Consider the following 23,105-nt stretch of genomic DNA (forward strand, 5'->3'; position numbering starts at 1 on the left):
GTGGCTCAAGGGGCTCCCCTGCTAAGGGAGTAGATCGCTAACGCGGTGCGAGGGTTCGAATCCCTTCTTCTCTGCCAGAAACTGGCCCGTTGGTCAAGTGGTTAAGACACCGCCCTTTCACGGCGGTAACACGGGTTCGAATCCCGTACGGGTCATACTTAAAGAGATAGCATAATCTGCTATCTCTTTTTATTTATAATGATATTTTCTTCAAGAAAAAGCAGACTTATCAAAGTCTGCTTTTTTTATTAAAATTGATAATTTTTGTATACTTTTTTCTTTTTGAGGCGTCTAACTAATAGAAAGGAGAGAGCAATGGCATATGAAAAAGTTGAAGAAATAATTATACAAACGTCTAAGAATATTTATAGATATCTTCTTAAAATCGGTGTAAATGCAGTGGAAGCGGAAGATATTGTTCAAGATACAATCTATAAAGCATTGTTATCTATACCAATGAATAAAAATTAACCAATATTATCATGTCAGCAATATATAAGAGTTTGTATAAAATGAAGAATCGTTCCTTTCGTAACAGAAAGAATTATAACAAATCATATATTTTTATATTGGAACACGCTATAGAATGGAGTGGTAGTATGGATTTTGAAACTTTGTATCGAACGTATCAACCCTTAGTTTACTCTGTTGCATACCGCCTGCTTGGCTCTGTTAGTGATGCAGAGGATGTTGCACAAGATATACTCATTAAAAGTCAGCATATGGAGCAAGAACAAATTAGAAATATGAAAGCATATTTAATTAAGGTGACAACAAACCATTGTTTGAATGTACTACAGTCTGCGCGGAAACAGAGAGAAATGTATACAGGAGAATGGCTTCCTGAGCCAGAGATAGATAGGGAGAAATTAAATCCAATGGAAACACTACTGCAAACCGAAAGAGTATCCTATGCATTCCTTGTACTGTTAGAGAAGTTAACACCTGTTGAAAGAGCTATATTTGTTTTAAGAGAAGTGTTTAAGTACGAGTATCGTGAAATAGCGGAGCTTTTAAACAAATCAGAGGCAAATTGCCGAAAGATTTTTAGTCGTTGTAAAGAGAAGATAAGGCATGAAGTACCCATACATCCGCAACAATTGGATCATACAGAAAAGATGATACATACCTTTATCAAAGGCTCAGAAACAGGAAATTTTGAGGGATTTATTAATTTACTGACAGTAGATGCAACACTTGTCACTGACGGAGGCGGTAAAGTACGTGCTGCTATATTTCCGATTATGGGCAAACAGCGTATCCAGATATTTTTGGAGTCTATTGTTTCACGAGGATTCTTCCAATTGGAGCTTCTCCCAACTATCATAAATGGTCAATTTGGTATTTTAGCAAGGAATAAGGGCCGTGCAGAGAAGGCCATATGCTTTGAGTGGGATGAAAGCGGAGAATCCATTAGAAGAATCTACATTGTAGTCAATCCTGATAAACTAAAGCATATTCCAGTTCTATAGCATGTAATTGAAAAAGAGATCTTTTTTTTAGATCTCTTTTTTATTTTGTCACAAATTGAAAAGCTAATTTGTCTTATAAGTGACAGGATATAAAAGGGATGCTTGTATGTTTTCTATTAGAGCTTCTGTCATGAATGAAAATATTTTACGGCAGATAGTGATTTGAAATAATTCATGAAAGACCTTATTAAATATCCTGGTACCAAAGTACAAACTAATTTTATGGAGGGAATATAAGATGGAAACAAGATTTTTAATGGGAAAGGTAAATCCGGAAGGTTATAAGGCAATGGTAGGTTTAGAAAAATACTTGTTGACTACAAGTATTGATGAAATATTGAAAGAGCTAATTAAAATCCGGGCTTCTCAAATCAATGGATGTGCGTATTGCATTGATATTCATACGAAAGATGCACGAAAACTAGGGGAAACAGAGCAACGTATTTATGCTCTTAATGCTTGGCGTGAGACACCATTTTTTACGCAGGAAGAACGTGCTGTGCTTGCTTTGACAGAGGCAATTACACTAGTAGCGGAAACGCACGTTCCTGATAAGGTATATGAAGAGGTAAGAAATTTCTTTGAAGAAGAACAAATTGCTGAAATCATTATGCAGATTGTTACTATTAATGCATGGAATCGAATTGGGGTATCTACCCGTTTAATGCCGGAAAAAAGATAAGATGGAGATGTTACTAATAGTTTGTAGAGGCACCCTCATACTGTCAACAAACTAAGAAAAAGGATGGTTCCAAAAACGAAAAAATAAGTTATTCTTTCTGGAAATACTGCTGAAAGGATAGCTTTTTCGTTTTTGAGTATAAAGAAATTGTAATGGGAAGGATATAGAGCTTTTGCAAATTATGTATGATCTAATCTTTAATAGGTAAACGATAAAATATAAGGAAATAAGTTTTTCACAATCTAAAGAAAAGGCTTCCATTAAAATTGATTCCACACCTAATATCATAACTTTCTACTGTGTGTGAGAAAGTTCACAAATAGGTCATAATTTGTGAATATATTCACAATGAATCGTGCTACAATATGAATGTAAAGAAGTTAAACAACATTAAATTAGTATTTTAATTAATTACTTAAACAATAATAAAAAAAATAAATGTGAACAATAGAGAGGGGAATTTACCATGAAAAAAGGTATCAATCGTGTAGTATTAGTAGGAACAGGTGCAGTAGGTTGTAGTTATGCTTACTCAATGATTAACCAAGGTGTAGCTGAAGAATTTGTACTTGTGGATGTAAATGAGGCTAAAGCGGAAGGGGAAGCAATGGACTTAAGCCATGCGGTACCATTCTCTCCATCACCAACAAAAGTTTGGAGCGGTAGTTATGCAGATTGCAAAGATGCAGATTTAGTTGTTATCACTGCTGGATTACCACAAAAGCCAGGTGAAACTCGTTTAGATTTAGTTGAGAAAAATACAAAAATCTTTAAGCAAATCGTTCGCGGCATTATGGATAACGGATTTGATGGTATTTTCCTAATCGCAACTAACCCAGTTGATATTTTAACTTATGTAACTTGGAAAGAATCTGGATTACCAAAAGAACGCGTAATCGGTTCTGGTACAACTTTAGACTCTGCTCGTTTCCGCTACATGTTAGGTGACTATTTAGATGTAGATCCACGTAACGTTCATGCATATATCATTGGTGAGCACGGTGACACTGAACTTCCAGTATGGAGCCACGCTACTGTAGGTGTACAAAAGCTAGAAACAATCTTAGCGAACAACGAACAGTATAACCAAGATGATTTAGATAAAATCTTTGCAAATGTACGCGATGCTGCTTACCACATCATCGAGCGTAAAGGTGCAACTTACTACGGAATTGGTATGTCACTACTTCGTGTAACTAAAGCGATCTTAAACAACGAGAACAGTGTACTAACTGTATCTGCATACCTTGAAGGTCAATACGGCGAGAAAGATGCTTATGTAGGTGTTCCAGCTGTCATTAACCGCGAAGGTGTACGTGAAATCGTGGAGCTTGAGTTAAATAAAGAAGAAAAAGTGAAATTTACTCACTCTGTAAAAGTATTAAAAGAAACAATGGCACCAGTACTATAAGGATAATTGATAAATAATTCAGAAGCGGGAAATTGCTTCCGGCTTCTGAATTTTTATATAACTTTATATAAATTCCTTTTCCAGTTTCCCTGTATATCCCCAAATATACACCCCCTTTTGCTGGGAAAGGATCATTTATAGGAAAAGCACCCTATTTTGTATAGAGTGCTTTTATTTTTTTATATGGAAATTAAATCCATGAAATGGGGGGATAGCGATCGTAAAGAATTATTTCATGAGAGCGTAATAAAAATGAGGGGAATAAAGTTATGATAGAAAGAGCTAATGCTGAAGAAACAATATACATACTATCTAATGCAGTATTATCTGCTAATGAAGGTATTCAAAATCATGGAACAATTTCCGGAGAAAAGGCGATACAGATGATGACAGGTCTTATTGAAAAAGGGGCGTATTATCTTGTATACAAAGAGAATGATTCAATAGCTGGATGGATATTAGTAGGGACAAATACGGATTATTTTACAGAAAGGGAAATTGGTTTTATCTGAATTTCGGGGTAAAGGGATTTCCAAAAAGCTAGTTCAGGCTGGGATTGAAGAGTTGAAAAGAAATGGATATGAGGAAGTACGTCTTAATGTATTTTCCACAAACTTTGCTCAAGAGATTGATGAAAAGATAAGTTTTACTCCGTTACAAACAGTTATGGTTTACAAGTAAATAAGAAATGAAAAAATAAGAAAAGTACCGAGAGTCGGTACTTTTCTTTGTTTTCAGTTTTGAAGTTCTTCTTGAACGAATTACCTGGCTTTAAATCTTTCATATTGACGGTAACAGTAGGATTAGATAAATATATTATACCAGCTTGTAATGCGTTATTTTGATGTTTCAGGGTTGTTAAAATAGGAGAAGCGCTATGCTATAATAAGCCCCCATGTTTAGAGTAAAATATATATCGCCTTACTAACAATTAGATAAAATATAGTATTTAAGTGATGGGATAGTTAGAAAGCATGATTTCCAGTAAATGTTTTACTCCGTTATTCGTGGGCAGTAATAATCTCACCTCAAAATTCAATGGAAACAAAGAAGTTAGGTGGGAGATAAACTGCCCGTAAAAACCCAATTGGTGAGAGCTGATTAAAGTTTCACTTTATGAGAAAACATTTGTTTCAAGATAATAAAGAAGGGAAGAAACTAAAAAAATAGAGACCTTCTTACTATTGTATATTTTTGTGGAAAATAAAAAAGGACGAACAAAAAATAAAACGCTTTCAATGAATATTCGTCAAAATTCGATAAATTTGACGAAAAATTAAAGTGTTACCTTTAATTTTCGCGGAAAAACGTATATTTATTTAAAAATACACAAGGATATTTCAGTTTCCTATCGAATGTTTACAAAGTAATAAAAATTCTGTCATCTTAGTGAGGTGAACATATTGAGTGTAACAAATTGTATAGAAGAGAGTGTGTATGAATTTCATACAAAGCAGTGTTATGAGAGCTATAACATATTTGGCGCGCATCTTGTAACGGAAGATGAAATACAAGGCGTACGATTTACAGTATGGGCTCCTCATGCGAAAGCTCTGAGTGTAGTTGGCGATTTTAATGAGTGGGATATTGAAGGGCATAAGATGCGAAAAATGGCAGAAGAGGGTATTTGGTCATTGTTTATACCACATTTGGGGGAAAATGAATTATATAAGTATGCGATTGAAACTCCAGATGGTGAAACAATTTTAAAAGCAGATCCCTATGCAACATATGCAGAAGTAAGACCAAATACGGCATCTGTTATTTTTGATATAAAGGGATATAAATGGAATGATAAAAATTGGTTTCGAAAGAAGAAACGAAAATTAATTTATAAGGAAGCAATGGCAATTTATGAGTTGCATTTTGGTTCATGGAAAAAGAAAGAAGATGGCTCTCTGTACTCGTATCGAGAGATGGCAGAGGAGCTCATTCCTTATGTGGTGGAACATCAATTTACCCACATTGAAATTATGCCGCTTGTGGAACATCCATATGACCGTTCCTGGGGATATCAGGGAACCGGATATTATGCGGTGACAAGCCGGTTTGGTACACCGCATGATTTCATGTATTTTGTCGATGAATGTCATAAATATGGAATCGGTGTCATTTTAGATTGGGTGCCGGGTCATTTTTGTAAAGATGCTCATGGGTTGTATTTATTTGATGGAGCGCCGACCTATGAATATAAAGATTTGGATGTGCAGGAAAATCACGTTTGGGGCACAGTAAATTTTGATTTAGGAAAACAGGAAGTGCGTAATTTTTTAATTTCAAATGCACTGTTTTGGATGAAGTATTACCATATTGACGGCTTTCGTGTCGATGCGGTTGCGAATATGTTGTACTGGGAAAAAGAAGGGAAGCAGCAAAGTAATGAATACGCCGTTTCCTTCTTGCGTGAGTTAAATGAGGCAGTATTTGCAGAGGACGAAGAATTTTTGATGACCGCAGAAGATTCGACAGCTTGGCCACTTGTGACTGCGCCAGTGTATGAAGGCGGACTAGGGTTTAATTATAAGTGGAATATGGGCTGGATGAATGATGTTCTAAAATACATGGAGTGTGCACCGGAATATCGGAAATATATTCATGAGAAAATGACATTTTCTTTGCTATATGCTTACTCCGAAAACTTTATATTACCGCTCTCTCACGATGAAGTCGTTCACGGAAAAAAATCATTGTTAAATAAAATGCCAGGAGACTACTGGGAAAAGTTTGCACAACTGCGTTTATTATACGGGTATTTCTTTACGCATCCTGGAAAGAAATTACTCTTTATGGGTGGGGAATTTGGTCAGTTTGACGAATGGAAAGATCTCGAGGGTCTAGATTGGAATTTGCATGATTTTGAAATGCATCGTTATATGCATGATTACTTTAAAGAGCTCATAGCATTGTATAAGCGCTCTAAACCACTTTGGCAGTTGGATCATTCGCAGGAAGGATTTCAGTGGATTGATGCCGATAACAAAGAACAAAGTATTTTCTCGTTTATTCGTAAAGGGGATAAGGAAGACGATATCTTTGTTGTGATATGTAATTTTACTAATATTGTGTATGAAAATTATAAAGTAGGTGTACCAGAGTTCAAGTATTATAACGAGATTTTAAATAGTGACGCAGCAATATATGGCGGCTCAGGGCAGGTAAATAAAAAGCGCCTAAAGACAATTCTAGAGCCGTATCATAATCAGTCTGCTCATGTAGAAATAACAATTCCACCATTTGGTGTATCCATTTTAAGACCAGTGAAAACGAGAAAGGGGAGCAAAAAATAAGATGGTTCAAAAGCAGACGTGCGTAGCGATGTTACTAGCAGGAGGAAAGGGTAGTCGTTTAAGTGCTTTAACAAAAAATTTAGCAAAGCCAGCTGTTCCGTTTGGCGGTAAGTACCGAATTATTGATTTCACATTAAGTAATTGTGCAAACTCTGGTATTGAAACAGTTGGAATTTTAACGCAGTATCAGCCACTTGAGCTTCATAGTTATATTGGAATCGGTAATGCTTGGGATTTAGATCGTGTGAATGGCGGCGTGACCGTATTGCCTCCGTACTCGGAATCTTCAGGAGTGAAATGGTATACAGGAACAGCGAGTGCTATTTATCAAAACTTAAACTATTTGCATCAGTACGATCCGGAATATGTTCTGATTTTGTCAGGAGATCATATTTATAAAATGGATTACAGTAAAATGTTAGATTACCATATTGAAAAAGAAGCAGATGTTTCGATTTCAGTTATTGAAGTACCTTGGGATGAGGCAAGTCGATTCGGCATTATGCATACGAATGAGGATATGGAAATTGTTGAATTTGAGGAAAAACCACAACTTCCAAAAAGCAATCTTGCTTCGATGGGAATTTATATCTTTAATTGGGCTGTTTTAAAAGAATATTTAGAGATGGATGCAAGAAATCCAGAATCTAGTAATGATTTTGGAAAAGATGTCATCCCGCTTTTATTAGACGAAGAGAAAAAGCTCATTGCTTACCCATTTGAAGGGTATTGGAAAGATGTTGGAACTGTAAAAAGTTTATGGGAAGCAAATATGGACTTGCTTCGAGAAGAATCGACCTTACAGTTAAATGATCATAGCTGGCGCATTTATTCGGTGAATCCAAATGAGCCACCGCAGTATATTGCTGAAGGCGCAAAGGTAGAAGAATCATTAATTAATGAAGGATGCGTTGTTGAAGGAGATGTAAAACACTCTGTTTTATTCCAAGGAGTGACGGTTGGAGAAGGGAGTATGGTAATCGATTCGGTAATTATGCCAGATGCATGCATCGGTAAAAATGTTGTCATTGAAAGAGCGATTGTCGGATCGGGTATGGTCATTGAAGATGGGACAATTATTCGTCCAGAAAAAAATATCGATGATGTCGTACTAATAGCTGAGGGGAAATAGTGAAGGAGGATAAGATGAATGGGAGAATCAATGTTAGGAATTATTAATGCAACAGGGAGTTTTTCTTCCTTAAAGAAAGTAACAGGGCACCGTTCACTGGCAGCACTACCATTTGGAGGACGTTATCGTCTCATTGATTTTATGCTTTCAAATATGGTTAATTCCCATATTCATAGTGTAGCGATTTTTACGAGTCATAAAAATCGTTCCTTGATGGATCATCTCGGATCAGGAAAACAATGGGATTTAGATAGAAAACGCGACGGCTTATTTTTATTTCCTCCGAATTGCCAATGTAATCAAGATGAGTTTGGTTCCTTCGCTCATTTTAGAAGACATATTGACTATTTTCTGCGCAGCAGACAAGAGTATGTTGTTATTACAAATAGTCATCTTGTTACAGCATTAAATTTTCAAAAGATATTAGAAAGACATATACATACGGGCGCGGATGTTACAGAAGTATGCCATGAAGGCGTAACACTGCAAACTTATGTGCTGAAGAAACAGTTATTATTAGATTTATTTGAAACATATAAAGACATGGAACACTATAGTTTGTTTGATGTAGTCAAAGAGAAACGAGGAGAGTCGTTGTACATTACTACATATGAGCATACAGGGTATGTAGCAGTAATCGATTCGATTGAAAATTATTATAAACATAGTTTAGAAATTTTGCAGCCTTCTATTTGGAAGCAGTTGTTTACGAAAGAAGCTCCGATTTTTACAAAAGTAAAGGATGAACCACCAACACGTTATATAAAAGGAGCACAGGTGCAAAACACAATGATTGCAAACGGCAGTGTTATTGCAGGAAAAGTTGAGAATAGTGTTGTATTTCGTTCTGTTAAGGTTGGGAAAGGTTCGGTTATTCGAAATAGCATCATTATGCAAAAGAGCCAAATTGGAGATAACTGTATATTAGACGGCGTCATTATTGATAAGGATGTTAAAATTGAGGATGGTGTGGTTTTAACAGGAACGCCTGATAATCCATACGTTTTGGAAAAGGGCAGTGTTCAAAGTCAAAATATTACTAGTTATTCTTAAAAGCTTTATGTAAGTTAAATACAAATTGGAAAACTGATAAAAAACATTCTTTTTAAGGTGGAAGAGAGCATCCGCCCATGCATAGAGGCGGTCAGATCCTTTTCCTGCCCCATGCCAAGTGAAAACAAAGAGTTAAAACAAAGAGAGAAAACAAAACAAGTAGCAATCATCTTTTGTTCTTCGTAGCAGCGACTTATATGTCGAAAAATCAAAATGGATATATATAGCCAGTGAAATTCTATCCAATAGGGATTCACTGGCTCATCATGATATGAATTTAAAATCCGAAGGGAGGAAGCTGTAAGAAGGGCGGATCATGGTGTACACGCTTTTCAGGCAGTGGAACAACACGTGAATATTTTATTTGCAGTATCAGAATGCGTACCGTTTATTAAATCAGGTGGCTTAGCAGATGTGGCGGGTGCACTTCCAAAAGAATTGAAAAAATTAGGAGTAAACGTCCGTATTATCCTACCAAACTACAGCCTTATTCCCAAGCACTTGCGAGAAGCATGTACGCTTCATAAGGTAATCAATGTGCAGCTCGGTTGGCGAAATCAATATTGCGGGATTTTAAAAGGGAAGCAAGGCGGGATTACGTATTATTTAATCGACAATGAATATTATTTTAAAAGGGATTCTCTTTATGGACATTATGATGATGGAGAACGTTTTTCTTTCTTTTCTAAGGCGGTGTTAGAGTGTATGCCGCACCTAGATTTTGAAGTGGACATCCTTCACAGTCATGATTGGCATACAGCGATGGCGAATTTTTTACTGCGTGAAAAGTATGGGGATCATCCATTGTATGAGCATATTAAAACTGTTTATACGATTCATAATTTGCAGTTCCAGGGTGTGTTTCCTCGTGAAGTTATGCATGATTTACTGGAACTTGGTGATGAATATTTTGATAGTAAACAGCTTGAGTTTTATGGGAACGTTAACTTTATGAAAGGCGGTATCATCGCTTCAGATCGCATTACAGCGGTTAGCCCGACGTATAAAGAAGAGATCCAATATGGATTTTTTGGTGAAAAATTAGATGGTTTGTTACGGAAATATAATGATAAGCTGAGCGGGATTGTAAATGGTATTGATACGAGCGTATATAATCCGAAAACGGATCCTTATATTACTGCGCAGTATGATGCAAAATCATTGTATGAAAAACAAGAAAATAAACGCGCATTACAGCGCTACTTTGGTTTGCCAGAAAAAGAAGATACGCCAATTATTTCGATGGTAACGCGATTAACAAAGCAAAAAGGCCTTGATTTAGTACGTACTGTCTTTCATGAAATGATGGAAGACGATGTACAATGTATCATTTTAGGATCAGGGGATTCTGAATATGAGCAGTTTTTCGAATGGATGGCATATGAGTATCCAGAAAAAGTGAAAGTGTATATCGGGTTTAATGAAGAGCTAGCGCATCAAGTATATGCAGGGAGCGATTTATTTTTAATGCCATCATTATTTGAACCATGTGGACTCGGACAGCTCATTGCACTGGCATATGGTGTGATCCCAATTGTAAGAGAGACGGGAGGATTGAACGATACAGTTCAGTCTTATAATGAGAAAACAGAGAATGGAAATGGTTTCAGCTTTAGAAATTTTAACGCTCATGACATGTTACATACGATTCGTCGTGCACTGAAGTATTATCATAATCAACCGGTATGGAATCAGCTTGTAAAACAAGCGATGACAGAGGATTATAGCTGGAAAAAGTCAGCTCTTGAATATAAGGAACTATATAAAAGTTTGCTGAAACACTCTTAGGTGGTGAAAAAATGTTTACTCATGTTGAAAGCTTTAAAGTAGCCTTTTTAGAAAAACTAGAAACGATGTATGGAAAAAGTTTCAAAGATTCTACCAGTCGTGACCAGTATAATACACTTGGTCGTATGGTACGTGAGTATATGAATCAGCATTGGATTGCAACAAATGAAAGGTACCGGACAGGGAATCAAAAGCAAATGTATTACTTGTCTATTGAGTTTTTACTTGGTCGTTTGCTCGGTAGTAACTTACTAAATCTAGGTATCCGTGATGTATGTGAACAAGGCCTTTCAGAGCTTGGAATTTCATTAAAGGAATTGGAAGAAAGTGAAGCGGATGCAGGGCTTGGCAATGGAGGACTTGGCCGCCTTGCAGCCTGTTTTCTCGATTCACTTGCATCTTTAAATCTTCCAGGGCACGGATGTGGTATTCGTTATAAGCATGGCTTGTTTGATCAAAAAATTGTGGATGGATATCAAGTAGAATTACCAGAACAGTGGCTCCTTCATGAAAATGTTTGGGAAGTAAGACGACACGATCAAGCGGTAGAAGTGAGCTACTTTGGAAATGTAGAACCGATAGAAATGAATGGTCGCCTCGAATTTCGTCATACGAATGCGGAAGTGATTATGGCAGTTCCATATGACGTTCCGGTTGTTGGATATGAAACAGATACTGTGAATACACTTCGCCTTTGGAATGCAGAGCCGGTTCCTTTTCCACAAAATTATAAAGATATTTTGAAATATAAACGTGAAACAGAAGTGGTATCAGAATTTTTATACCCGGATGATACGCATGATGAAGGGAAAATGCTACGTTTAAAGCAGCAGTATTTCCTTGTATCAGCAAGCTTACAAAACATTGTTCGCATGCATAGAGAGCGAAATGGAACGCTTCGTAATTTACATGAGAAAATCGCGATTCACATTAACGATACGCATCCCGTTTTAGCAATTCCAGAACTTATGCGTATTTTACTAGATGAAGAAAAGCTTGCTTGGGAAGAAGCATGGGATATTACGACTCAGACAATTTCTTATACGAATCATACGACATTATCAGAAGCACTTGAGAAGTGGCCAATCCATATTTTTAAACCGTTATTACCACGAATTTATATGATTATTGAAGAAATCAATGAACGCTTTTGTCATGAACTATGGGAGCGATATCCGTATGATTGGAAGCGGATTGAAGATATGGCAATTATCGCACATGATCTTGTCAAAATGGCACATTTAGCAATTGTAGGAAGCTATAGTGTAAATGGCGTGGCAAAAATTCATACGGAAATTTTAAAGCAACGTGAAATGCGATTGTTTTATGATTTTTATCCGGAGAAATTTAACAATAAGACAAATGGAATCGCGCATCGGCGCTGGCTTATGAAGGCGAACCCGCAGCTTGCAAATCTCATTTCAGAAGCAATTGGAACGGAATGGAAGAAGCAACCGATTCAGTTGCAATCACTGCAAAGCTTTCAACATGACACTGCTTTTCAAGACAAGTTGCATGATGTAAAGCAAGAGCGTAAATATATTTTAGCAGAGCAAATTCAAAGCAAGATGGGGATTATCGTTGACCCGAGTTCCATTTTTGATGTACAAGTAAAACGATTGCACGCTTATAAAAGGCAACTATTAAATGTGTTACATATTTTGTATTTGTACAATCGTTTAAAAGAAGACTCAAGCTTTTCGTTTTATCCGCGTACATTTATTTTTGGAGCGAAGGCATCGCCAGGCTATTATTATGCAAAAAAAATTATTAAATTAATAAATGAACTTGCTAGAAGGGTAAATCAAGATCCATATGTGAGTCAATATATGAAAGTTATCTTTCTAGAAAACTATCGAGTTTCTTTAGCTGAATATATTTTCCCGGCAGCAGATGTAAGTGAGCAAATCTCTACAGCAAGTAAAGAGGCATCAGGAACAGGGAATATGAAGTTTATGATGAATGGTGCAATTACGCTCGGAACACTGGATGGGGCCAATATTGAAATAAGAGAAAAAGTAGGAGATGAAGCCTGTTTTATCTTTGGTTTAACAGCGGAAGAGGTGCTTCATTATTATCAAAATGGTGGATATCGTGCAAATGATTACTATCATCATAATATGCACATAAAAAAAGTAGTCGATCAGTTAATAAATGGCTTTTTCACAAATGTTGGAGCCGAATTTGAAGCAATTTATGATTCTCTTGTTATTCAAAATGACGAGTACTTTGTCCTTCGTGATTTTAGTCCATATGCAGAGCGTCAAGAAGATGTAGGAAGAGCATATGAAAACCGAAGAAAGTGGCTAGAAATGTCTATCATCAATATTGCACAATCAGGACACTTTGCTAGTGATCGAACGATTCTGCAGTATAGTAATGAGATTTGGGGTATTGGTGATAGGGTTAAGCTTTCGTGAATGGAATATATATAAATACAAATTAAAAAACCGACATAACCCACCATTCTTTTTAGGTGGGATAAAGCATCCGGCCATGCATAGAGGCGACTTATATGTTGGAAAATCAAAATGGATATATAGGAATAAGATAGAGTCCCTTGTGAAGATTTTGAGGTGCTTTTATTTATTGGAAAATATTGATGAGAAAACATGAAAGAAGAATGAGTGGAATTCGTAAAGTAAAAATAGCTTGGAAATTTTCCAAGCTGTTTTTACTTAGTTTGCTACTGAGATACAAGGATTTACTGAATACAAAACACCAGTCCCACCATATTCCTCTGTAGCAAAGTATGAGAATGTACAGAAACCTGTGACCGTAAAAAGTATAACGAGAAAAATTGCAAAGAAATATTTTAGCATGTAAGGTCCTCTCATCCAAAAATAATTACATAGATTATTATAATATAATAGTGTATTTTTTCCAAATGTTTCCGTATCAAAAATGAGAAGTCAGACATGTTTTGTATGTTGTCATGGCGTGGTTGTTGACGATAGATTTTGTATTTTTCGTAAATGTCAAGTTGTGATGAACATGTGTATACTCCCAGTCTTGGTCATTAAAATGTACTTTGCGCGGTGGAAGAAGCGGGACCACATCGAATAAATTAACGAAGCGAAAGCTGCTGGCTACTTGCATTTTATAGTAGTTGCGAAAAGTGATATCACCGACTTTTGGAGAGGCGAAGTTATAGAGACCGTATTGTGCAAATGCAGTATTAACGCGTGCATCTAATATGTGTAGTGTGGCAAGTGCTCCGCCTAGGCTATGCCCTGTGGCGAGTAGTTTTTTATGTGATGGTAAAGATACGAGCATATCCATAATCGTATCACGGCACGATTCATAAACAGAGAGAAAGCCGTTATGGACGTTTCCGCTATTTAAGGCGTATGGATAAGGTTTTTGGTTCACAAGTGAATCAATGACCCACTCTGGATCGGATTGGGTCCCTCGAAACGCTACGATGACTGTATCTTCAGATTCTAATATGAATCCAAACCACTCTGTTGTTTGCATAACCTTAGCCTGAAAACCTTGTACATATTGAAATCCTTCAGGTATTTGAAAAATCCCATTTTGTTTATATTGATCATATGTTAACTCGCAGCAAGAAGCTAGCAATATGGCAGTATCTTTATCAAAGGATAAAGGAGCACGCATCAGAGAAGCCCTCCTAAAGAAGAAGTAATAGTTCAATATATGAGTGGGGATGGGGAATCATTCTTTGAGTGGCTTGAAAACAAAGTGCAATGAAAAATGAATGTTTTTTACAAATTAACACTTGAACCTTCAGTTACGTGAGGTAGTATGATTTGAGTAACCACATCGGTAAAAAGAATGTAGGGGGGATTTAAGATGAGTAAAAGTGAAAACTATTCAATTGGAGAGTTTTCGAAAAGAGCAGGCATATCAATACGGACGCTACATTATTACGATGAAATTGGATTACTTAAACCCGAAAAACATCCTAGTTCCGGACGTCGAATATATAAAAAGCAAGACATCTTAACGTTGCAAAAAATAGTAAGTCTAAAATTTTTAGGATATAGTCTAGACGAAATATCTGTAATGATAAATATGTCTAGCTTTAATGTAAGTTTAAAAGAAACATTACAAAGTCAGAAACAAGCTTTTGAAGAGAAAAAGGAGCATATCGAAATTTCTTTGAAAGCAATTAATCGAACAATTACTTTATTAGAAGATGAAGGGCAAGTAGATAGTGACATTTTAATGAGTTTAATTTGTAATATACAAAAAGAAAGTGAACAACGCCTATGGCTTGAGGAATATATGGATAAGGAAGTCGTTGATCGATTATATGATAAATCTGAAGAAGAGATGGTGGCATTGGATAAAGAATTTATTCAGTTGTCGAAGGAGGTAAAGAGATTATTTGGAAAACCAGTCCATGATCCAGAGGTACAAAAGCTTGTCGATCAACATATGAAGGCAACTCTTACATATGTGGGAGAAGAAACGATATGCTCTTTGAATGGATTAGAAAATATGGAAGATGAGTATGAAAATATGATTCCATCACCATATACAAAGGAAGAAGAGGAATGGTTAAATGCGGCAATGGAGTATTATATGATTCAACATGGTATGTACAGTCCTACAGGAGAAAAAGATAAGTGAAAAAAATCGCTACGTCTTATGACATAGCGATTTGGACCTTATTCTTTTCCATCAAGAAGGCGACCAAGTCCACCTAAAACGCTACCTTCCCCGCTACTTTGAGCTGCAGGGCTTGTAAGACGCGCTGCTAAACGGCTTAATGTTAAGGATTGAATCCAAACTGTTCCTGGTCCTTCTAATGTAGCGAAGAATAAACCTTCTCCGCCAAATAACGCAGTTTTTACGTTTCCTACGAATTGAATGTCGTAGGAAACATCTCTTGTCATTGCAACGAGACACCCTGTATCAATGCGGAGTCTTTCACCGGGCTTAAGCTCACGCTTGTATACTGTGCCACCTGCGTGCATGAAAGCAAGGCCATCACCTTCAAGCTTCTGCATAATGAAGCCTTCACCGCCGAAGAAGCCGCTACCAATTTTTTTCGTGAATTCAATTCCGATAGAAACACCTTTTGCGGCGCAAAGGAATGCATCTTTTTGACAAACTACTTTGCCTTGATATTCTGTTAAATCAACTGGAACGATTTTTCCAGGGTAAGGTGCAGCAAATGATACGTGACGTTTGCCATGACCTGTATTTGTAAATACGGTCATAAACATACTCTCACCTGTAACGAGTCGTTTTCCGGCACCCATTAATTTACCGAATAGGCCGCTAGACTTTCCAGCACCGTCACCGAAGATTGTTTCCATTTCAATATGGTCTTCCATCATCATCATTGCTCCAGCTTCTGCAATTACGCTTTCTTCTGGATCTAATTCAATTTCAACAAACTGCATATCATCGCCATATAATTTATACTCAATTTCATGTGCTTTCATTATTTTCACCTCATATGTAGTGGATACTAATATTGTACAGAAATTAATGAGATTAGAAAACTATCGTTTTGTTAATTTTTAAACAAAAATCTGTTTTGATTGTTCAACATATAAGTGACTGCTACGAAAAACAACAGGTGACCTGCTCGCGTTTGCTCTCTTTGTTTTCACTTGGCATGGGCTGTAAAAGCCCGATTCGTTCAACTAATAATCAGTGGGGGATGAAGAAAACCCCCACTGATTAAAGTTTCACTTTATATATAGTTTACATATTTTGTGAACCTTTTAAAAAAATATGAGAAAAATGCTGAAATGAAAGTGTTCTCATTTGACGTTTTTGATAGAGCGTGATATAGTGAAATCACTATTGAGCTACATAATGTGGTACGGAAATAAAGCGTGTTTAATTCAAGGCATCAGGTCTGAGATACATTCATGTCCTTTATATCCACCTTTTCATGTGGATTCATAGTTTCATTTTTATTTAGGAGGTACATGACATGCAAACAGGTAAAGTTAAATGGTTTAACGGCGAAAAAGGTTTCGGTTTCATCGAAGTTGAAGGTGGAGACGATGTATTCGTACATTTCTCAGCTATCCAAGGCGACGGCTTCAAAACTTTAGAAGAAGGTCAAGAAGTTTCTTTCGAAATCGTTGAAGGTAACCGTGGACCACAAGCTGCTAACGTTACAAAAAACTAATTAGCTAGCGAGAAAAAAGCATTCCGAATTTCGGAATGCTTTTTTATTCTTTTGAACTAGACTCATTCGGAGATAACTCACCTTTATAAGTTCGTTCTTCAAAATCATCCAGCATCTGTTCGTATTCTTCATGCTCTTCTGTTGCATACACCTGTGGATTCTTTCCATACATATCTGTTCCGATGAAGTTTTCAAAGTCTTCTACGTAACCGCGTGGTTCTTCAGCATCTACATACATCTCATCAAAGTTTTTCGAGTCGCGGCGTTCTAAATCAGATGGTGTTTCTGATGTTCCGTATAAAGCAACATCTTGCCAAGCATCCTCTGCATCGTATCCTACGGCACTGTCCATATCGTATTTGCCAAACGGTGGCTCTACTAATTCTTCTTCAACGGGACGTGCGCTTAAGTTTAATTTATTCGTTGTATGTTCTATACAGGTCGTAGCAGTTGGCATCGCTTCTAATCTTTCTAGTGGAATTTCTTCACCAGAAACTTCGCAAACCCCATATGTGCCAGCTTCGATTTTTTGTAAGGCATGCTTCGTATCTTGCAGTTGCTTATGCCAAAATTCAATAAGCCCGAAGTCTTTTTCGCGTTCATATAATTCGGTAGCCATATCGCCGGGATGATTGTCATAAGCGGATAATTCTCCAACAGATTCCCGTTCAGAGGCGCGGTCTTCGCCTTCATGACTTTGCAGCGTTTGTTCAATTTCGTGCAGTTGCTTTTCTAAAATGGATTTAAAATGATTGATTTGTTGTGGAGTTAACATAGTATCCACCTTCCTACAATTCGGTTTCTTTATGTAGTATGAGCTTGATTGCGGGAAATATCCCGGTATTTGAGTGAGTCGATCGTGTTGTAAAATGTCGAGCGATCGATATGTTGTGTCGAAGTGCCGATATATGAGGAGAAACGGTCGATATATTTAAAAAATCGCCGATATATTTTGAAAATGGAAAAAGGAGCTGCTCTAGCAGCTCCTCTTTTATAGGAAATAACCAAGTAATAGTCCGATTCCCATTAAGAAACCAAAGATTGTATTTGTTTTTGCCGTCGCGATCATCGCAGGTGCCATTTCCATTGGAATACTTTTGCCGATAAATCCTTTTGTCGCTTTAAATGCTTTCGGGGCACTTAGGAAAACAATCAGCATCCATGGGGACACGATTCCGACAATGATTAGGGCAATTGTCCAAATGTAGGAAACAATAAACATGGAAGCAAGAACACCAATTGCGTTCTCACGTCCAACAATAATCGCTAATGTATTACGGCCATTTTCTTTATCTCCATCTAAATCACGAATGTTGTTGGAAAGTAAAATCGCTCCAATTAAAATCGCATTTGGAATAGATACTAAAATAATTTCTGATGTTACAGTTCCTGTCTGAATGAAAAATGAAATACCAATAATAATAACACCCATAAATAATCCTGCTGTTAATTCTCCAAAAGGCGTATAGGCAATCGGAAGTGGGCCGCCTGTATAAAGGTAAGCAACAGCCATACAAACAAGACCGATTGCAGCAAGCCACCAGCTAGAGTTCATACAAATATAAACGCCTAAAAGCATTGCGATACCGAAAAATCCAAATGCTAAATTAAGGACTGTTTTTGGTTGAATTCCGTCACGGACAATGGCACCACCGATACCAACTGAACCTTCGTGATCTAATCCTCTTTTATAATCAAAGTATTCATTAAACATGTTTGTTGCTGCTTGAATGAGAAGACAAGCAAGAAGCATGATAAAGAAAAGAGGGAGATGTATTTGATTGATACCCCCTACTTGCATTGCATAAGCTGTTCCAATAAAAACAGGAACAAAAGCTGCTGTTAATGTATGAGGACGTAATAAACTCCACCAAATGCGCCAGCCTGTTTGTTTACTTGGCTTTGGCGACATAGGAGAGGAATTCGTTTCGACTTTCATTTCCATGTTGAATCCTCCTTGTCACATAATATACACAATTAAGTGTAGGAAAAGCATCATTTAGTGTCAACGTTTATTTTCTAGGAAGAGAAGGGGAATTTCTCAGAAATGCTAAACGTTGACAGGGCTTTCGTTTGAGGTGTATCTTAAAATCAAGCGTATTTATGACTATTTTTCGCCCATAGGGGGGAGACTTTGTGATTCAGACGAAACAAAAAGATTTACAAGAAGTGATTTTGGCAGCTATTAAACATGCGACGAATGAAAAAACATTGGTCAGTTTTGTAAAACAAATAGATTGGATGGATCCGCTTCTTTTTTATGCAGCAGGAAAAAGGATTGCATCCAAAAATAGATGTTATTTTGCAGACCCATCTCAGCATGTCATATTTGCTGGAATTGGCTCTGTTCTCACTATAGCAAATTCTTCTGACAAACGCTTTCAAAATGCCCGCGAAAAGTGGAGTAAAGTGCAAGAGAAAGCAATTGTTCACAGAGAAGAGTATGAATTTGGAACGGGTCCACTTTTATTTGGTAGCTTTTCATTTGATCCAGAAAAAGAACAAACGGATCTTTGGGAAGAGTTTAAAGATACAACATTATCGTTACCGGCTTTTCTTTTAACGGTAAAAAATGAAAAAGCATGGTTAACAATGAATACATTTATTTCAGCTGAAGACTCTGCACAGGGAGTGTATGAAGAAATTGTTTCTTTGGAAAAAAGAATTTTAGAAGAATGCAACTGTCCGCTTACAGAAGCGAAATTAACAGTAACTTCTAAAGTAGAAGTTGATCCAAAGAGCTGGATGAATGCAATTGTAAAAGTGCAGGATGAAATGAAAAAAGGAATTGTACAAAAGGTTGTATTGGCAAGAGAATTAAAACTAACGATGGATCAGAATATTGATTCTGCTCGTGTTTTAGAGGCGCTCCGTATTGGGCAACCGGATTGTTACGTGTTTTCCTTCGATTATAAAGGAGCATGCTTTTTAGGAGCAACGCCTGAGAGATTAATTCGAAAAGAAGGCGGAAAATTTACATCGATGTGCCTTGCTGGTTCGATTGGTCATGGTAATTCTATAGAAGAAAGTAAGCAAAATGGTGATGCGCTTCTTCATGATGAAAAGAATTTAGCAGAGCATGGTTATGTAGTCAATATGATTCGTAGCGTATTAACAGAGCATTGTGAATCCGTTACTATTCCGCAGCGTCCAGGTTTATTAACAACAAAAAATTTACTACATTTATATACACCGGTTGAAGCGAAAGGTGAAGCATCACTTCTTTCAATGGTGGAAGAACTGCATCCAACGCCAGCACTTGGTGGTACGCCACGCCACGCTGCGATGAAGCTCATCCGTGATGTAGAGTTATTAGACCGTGGATTGTACGGAGCACCAATCGGCTGGATAGATGACAAAGGGAACGGCGAATTTGCGGTAGCCCTGCGCTGCGGGCTATTAAATGGTGACAAGGCATCCTTATTTGCCGGCTGCGGTATTGTGATTGATTCAGTACCACAGCTTGAATATGAAGAAACAAGTTTGAAGTTTAGACCGATGCTTGGTGCTTTGGAGGAATTAATGAAATGAATAATCATATAGAAGCATTATCATATTATTTAGGCGCATTTGTGGACGAACTGGCGCGTCTATATGTATATGATGTTGTCATTAGTCCAGGTTCGCGGTCAACGCCGCTAGCCTTGCTAATGGAGCAACATGAACAGATAAAAACATATTTGCATGTAGATGAACGATCAGCTGCTTTTTTCGCGCTCGGTATTGCGAAAGCGAAGAAGCGTCCTGTAGCGATTTTATGTACATCAGGAACAGCGGCAGCGAACTATTATCCAGCAATTTGTGAAGCCTTTCATTCGCGTGTGCCAATGCTTGTCTTAACAGCAGATAGACCACATGAACTAAGAGATGTTGGTGCCCCGCAGGCAATGAATCAGCTGAACTTATATGGCTCCTTTGTGAAACAGTTTATGGAGATGGCACTGCCAGAAGCTAGAGAGCCGATGTATCATTATGCCCGTATGACAGCCGGGCGTGCTGTTGCAAGTGCATCTCTTGCGCCAAGGGGACCTGTCCATATTAATTTTCCACTTCGGGAGCCGTTGATCCCTGACTTTTCTTTAGAGGAATTATGGGAAAAAGGACGAGGTGAATATACAGGGGCAGTTCATCAAGGGAATATGGCGATGACGAGTGAATATGTAAGTTCTCTTACAGAGCGCCTTTTGAGTATGGAAAAGGGGCTTATTATTTGTGGAGACGATAGTCATCCAGAGATTGCTGAAGTTATCACGCAGCTTGCTGAGAAAACTGGATATCCAATTTTGGCAGATCCGCTTTCAGGTCTTCGGAGCGGTAATCACGATAAATCATTGGTAATCGATTGCTATGATACATTTTTACGAAATGAATGGTTGAAGGATACATGGAAGCCAGATGTCATTATTCGTTTCGGTGGTATGCCAGTATCTAAGGCATTAACGCAATATATAAAGAAACAAACGGCTGCTGTCCATATTGTTGTAGATGAATCAGGAAAATGGAGAGATCCAGCTCTTGTAGCAACGGAAGTGGTATGTGCAAGCGACGTCTCGTTTTGTAAAGCAATGACAGATAATATGCAAAAGCGAGAACGGAATGATTGGTGCGAGATGTGGAAACATATAAACGATGCAACGAAGAAAAAGATTCGTGAAATCGAAACATATGAAACAGCGTTTGAAGGAAAAGTGATTACAGACATTGTGCATGTGTTACAAGAGGAAGCGACGTTATTTGTCAGTAATAGCATGCCAATTCGTGACACAGATACATTTTTCTTTAACATAGATAAAAAAATTCATGTCATGGCAAATCGTGGTGTGAATGGGATTGATGGGATTATTTCAACAGCCTTAGGAACGAGCACTGTTTGTGAACCACTCGTATTAGTCATTGGTGATTTATCATTTTATCATGACCTAAATGGACTCTTAGCAGCAAAATTACATGATTTAAACGTAACAATTGTCGTTGTTAATAATGATGGTGGTGGCATCTTCTCATTCCTACCACAATACAAGTCAAAAGAACATTTTGAATCATTATTCGGAACGCCGCTTGGGCTTGATTATGAACATGTTGTCAAAATGTACGGTGGTTCATTCTCGCGTGTAAATGACTGGGAAGCATTTCGTCATGAAGTAAAAAAAGGAACAACGGAAAAAGGGTTACACGTTGTGGAAATTTGTACAAACCGAGAAGAGAATTTACAATTGCACCGTGATTTATGGGCAAGTACATCGAAGGTTGCTACGGAAATTTTGCAAGGTGAATCGGAATGAAAGTAGCGCTGCAAGGTATAATGTATGAATATGAAGTGGTCGGTAGTGGAGAGCCACTTCTACTTCTTCATGGTTTTACGGGGAGCATGGAAACGTGGCATTCGTTTGTTCCTGCATGGAGTAAACAGTTCCAAGTCATCACAGTTGATCTTGTGGGACATGGAAAAACGGAAAGTCCCGAGGAACTTATGCATTATGATATTCAAAATGTAGCACTTCAAATGACGACACTACTCGATCATTTGAATATTGAAAAAGCACATATACTCGGCTATTCAATGGGCGGAAGACTGGCGATTACGATGGCATGCTTATATCCAAACCGCGTGAAATCTCTTTTATTAGAGAACTGCACAGCTGGACTTGAGATGGAATCGGACCGGAAAGAGCGCCGCGCGCGCGATGAACAGCTTGCAGATCGAATTGAATTAGAAAGAATAGAAGCTTTCGTAAATAGATGGGAAAATATCCCGCTGTTTGCAACGCAAAAAAAGTTATCACAAGGTGTGCAAGAACAAGTAAGGAAAGAGCGACTTGCTAATAACCCGAAAGGACTCGCAAATAGCCTTCGGGGCATGGGAACAGGAGCCCAGCCTTCTTGGTGGAGTCAGCTTGAAGAGCTCAAAATGCCTGTCTTGTTAATGAATGGAGAGAGCGATCAGAAGTTCTTTCACATCTTACAAAATATACAAAAACGCATCCCTCACGCGAAATTTGTCAAAATTGGTGGGGCTGGCCATGCAATTCATGTGGAACAACCGCAAAAGTTTGGTACAATAGTAGAGGGATTTCTCAAAACCATACAGTGACACTTTTTTCTTTTGAGGAAAGTAGAACTTATAGAGGCTAGTGGACAACCATTAGCACAATAAAAAGG

Annotated in this window: 20 protein-coding genes, 1 tRNA gene and 1 pseudogene; 17 read left to right on the plus strand and 5 right to left on the minus strand. The window is 37.5% G+C overall.

All coding sequences use genetic code 11. The features are described 5' to 3' along the window. The first annotated feature begins 83 nt into the window (after positions 1-83). From JDS96_RS08535 to JDS96_RS33230, 7 genes and pseudogenes are all read left to right on the plus strand, one after another. Positions 84-155 (plus strand) — tRNA-Glu (locus JDS96_RS08535). 160 nt (positions 156-315) lie between these two features. After that, a pseudogene (locus JDS96_RS08540) lies at positions 316-447 on the plus strand (RNA polymerase subunit sigma-70); the annotation flags it as partial. A 152-nt stretch (positions 448-599) separates the two neighbouring features. Beyond that, the gene (locus JDS96_RS08545; RefSeq protein ID WP_199666601.1) at positions 600-1,472 is read left to right on the plus strand and encodes an RNA polymerase sigma-70 factor; all 873 of its coding nucleotides are present in this window, start codon (positions 600-602) and stop codon (positions 1,470-1,472) included. A gap of 238 nt (positions 1,473-1,710) precedes the next feature. Next, on the plus strand, positions 1,711-2,154 hold the full coding sequence (locus JDS96_RS08550; RefSeq protein ID WP_199666602.1) for a carboxymuconolactone decarboxylase family protein: 444 nt from the start codon (positions 1,711-1,713) through the stop codon (positions 2,152-2,154). Positions 2,155-2,620: 466 nt separating this feature from the next. Beyond that, positions 2,621-3,565: an L-lactate dehydrogenase gene (locus JDS96_RS08555; RefSeq protein WP_199666603.1), complete on the plus strand. Its 945-nt coding sequence runs from the start codon at positions 2,621-2,623 to the stop codon at positions 3,563-3,565. 269 nt (positions 3,566-3,834) lie between these two features. Further along, positions 3,835-4,077: a GCN5 family acetyltransferase gene (locus tag JDS96_RS33225; protein WP_242479879.1), complete on the plus strand. Its 243-nt coding sequence runs from the start codon at positions 3,835-3,837 to the stop codon at positions 4,075-4,077. After that, the gene (locus tag JDS96_RS33230; protein WP_018764653.1) at positions 4,064-4,246 is read left to right on the plus strand and encodes a GNAT family N-acetyltransferase; all 183 of its coding nucleotides are present in this window, start codon (positions 4,064-4,066) and stop codon (positions 4,244-4,246) included. Before JDS96_RS33225 ends, JDS96_RS33230 begins: the two co-directional genes overlap by 14 nt. Here the strand turns inward: JDS96_RS33230 and JDS96_RS08565 are convergent. After that, positions 4,230-4,430, minus strand: coding sequence for a TasA family protein (locus JDS96_RS08565; RefSeq protein ID WP_080547258.1), 201 nt, complete (start codon positions 4,428-4,430; stop codon positions 4,230-4,232). The genes JDS96_RS33230 and JDS96_RS08565 overlap by 17 nt on opposite strands. A gap of 538 nt (positions 4,431-4,968) precedes the next feature. Between JDS96_RS08565 and glgB the strand changes: the two genes are divergently transcribed. From glgB to JDS96_RS08590, 5 genes are all read left to right on the plus strand, one after another. Next, complete coding sequence (glgB, locus tag JDS96_RS08570) at positions 4,969-6,852, plus strand: 1,4-alpha-glucan branching protein GlgB (protein ID WP_199666604.1); 1,884 nt, start codon at positions 4,969-4,971, stop codon at positions 6,850-6,852. Between the two features lies 1 nt (position 6,853). After that, positions 6,854-7,984 (plus strand): glucose-1-phosphate adenylyltransferase, encoded by a 1,131-nt coding sequence (locus tag JDS96_RS08575; RefSeq protein ID WP_018764651.1) that lies wholly within the window; start codon positions 6,854-6,856, stop codon positions 7,982-7,984. A gap of 18 nt (positions 7,985-8,002) precedes the next feature. Beyond that, positions 8,003-9,037 carry a GlgC family sugar phosphate nucleotidyltransferase gene (locus tag JDS96_RS08580; protein WP_199666605.1) on the plus strand — a complete coding sequence of 345 codons (1,035 nt, stop codon included), beginning with the start codon at positions 8,003-8,005 and terminating at the stop codon, positions 9,035-9,037. Positions 9,038-9,388: 351 nt separating this feature from the next. Continuing rightward, the gene (glgA, locus tag JDS96_RS08585) at positions 9,389-10,825 is read left to right on the plus strand and encodes a glycogen synthase GlgA (RefSeq protein ID WP_199666606.1); all 1,437 of its coding nucleotides are present in this window, start codon (positions 9,389-9,391) and stop codon (positions 10,823-10,825) included. A gap of 11 nt (positions 10,826-10,836) precedes the next feature. Further along, a complete protein-coding gene (locus JDS96_RS08590) occupies positions 10,837-13,245 on the plus strand; it encodes a glycogen/starch/alpha-glucan phosphorylase (protein ID WP_199666607.1) in 2,409 nt (802 codons plus the stop codon). Between the two features lie 478 nt (positions 13,246-13,723). On the opposite strand, the gene JDS96_RS08595 is transcribed toward JDS96_RS08590, so the two are convergent. After that, the gene (locus JDS96_RS08595; RefSeq protein WP_003201474.1) at positions 13,724-14,446 is read right to left on the minus strand and encodes a lipase family protein; all 723 of its coding nucleotides are present in this window, start codon (positions 14,444-14,446) and stop codon (positions 13,724-13,726) included. A gap of 195 nt (positions 14,447-14,641) precedes the next feature. Here JDS96_RS08595 and JDS96_RS08600 point away from each other — a divergent pair, with 195 nt between their 5' ends. Then, positions 14,642-15,424, plus strand: a complete 783-nt coding sequence (locus JDS96_RS08600) for a MerR family transcriptional regulator (protein ID WP_199666608.1) — start codon at positions 14,642-14,644, stop codon at positions 15,422-15,424. Positions 15,425-15,462: 38 nt separating this feature from the next. On the opposite strand, the gene JDS96_RS08605 is transcribed toward JDS96_RS08600, so the two are convergent. Continuing rightward, entirely contained in the window at positions 15,463-16,245 is a 783-nt protein-coding gene (locus JDS96_RS08605; protein WP_018764647.1) for a TIGR00266 family protein, read from the minus strand. Between the two features lie 500 nt (positions 16,246-16,745). Between JDS96_RS08605 and cspD the strand changes: the two genes are divergently transcribed. Continuing rightward, entirely contained in the window at positions 16,746-16,946 is a 201-nt protein-coding gene (cspD, locus tag JDS96_RS08610) for a cold-shock protein CspD (RefSeq protein WP_001193049.1), read from the plus strand. 43 nt (positions 16,947-16,989) lie between these two features. Here cspD and JDS96_RS08615 read toward each other — a convergent pair whose 3' ends face one another. Together JDS96_RS08615 and JDS96_RS08620 are read right to left on the minus strand one after the other, a co-directional pair. Continuing rightward, positions 16,990-17,721 (minus strand): yteA family sporulation protein, encoded by a 732-nt coding sequence (locus tag JDS96_RS08615; RefSeq protein ID WP_003201460.1) that lies wholly within the window; start codon positions 17,719-17,721, stop codon positions 16,990-16,992. A 216-nt stretch (positions 17,722-17,937) separates the two neighbouring features. After that, positions 17,938-18,891, minus strand: a complete 954-nt coding sequence (locus JDS96_RS08620; RefSeq protein WP_003208825.1) for a 1,4-dihydroxy-2-naphthoate polyprenyltransferase — start codon at positions 18,889-18,891, stop codon at positions 17,938-17,940. 191 nt (positions 18,892-19,082) lie between these two features. On the opposite strand from JDS96_RS08620, the gene JDS96_RS08625 reads away from it, so the two are divergent. Genes JDS96_RS08625 through menH form a run of 3 tightly spaced genes read left to right on the plus strand, consistent with a single transcriptional unit; the run spans position 19,083 to position 23,037 of the window. Further along, positions 19,083-20,477 (plus strand): isochorismate synthase, encoded by a 1,395-nt coding sequence (locus JDS96_RS08625; RefSeq protein ID WP_199666609.1) that lies wholly within the window; start codon positions 19,083-19,085, stop codon positions 20,475-20,477. After that, positions 20,474-22,228 (plus strand): 2-succinyl-5-enolpyruvyl-6-hydroxy-3-cyclohexene-1-carboxylic-acid synthase, encoded by a 1,755-nt coding sequence (gene menD / locus JDS96_RS08630; RefSeq protein ID WP_199666610.1) that lies wholly within the window; start codon positions 20,474-20,476, stop codon positions 22,226-22,228. Before JDS96_RS08625 ends, menD begins: the two co-directional genes overlap by 4 nt. Then, entirely contained in the window at positions 22,225-23,037 is an 813-nt protein-coding gene (menH, locus tag JDS96_RS08635) for a 2-succinyl-6-hydroxy-2,4-cyclohexadiene-1-carboxylate synthase (RefSeq protein WP_199666611.1), read from the plus strand. Before menD ends, menH begins: the two co-directional genes overlap by 4 nt. Positions 23,038-23,105 lie beyond the last annotated feature (68 nt).

This window comes from Bacillus cereus group sp. N21 (assembly GCF_016483395.1).
Classification (GTDB): Bacteria; Bacillota; Bacilli; order Bacillales; family Bacillaceae_G; genus Bacillus_A; species Bacillus_A pseudomycoides.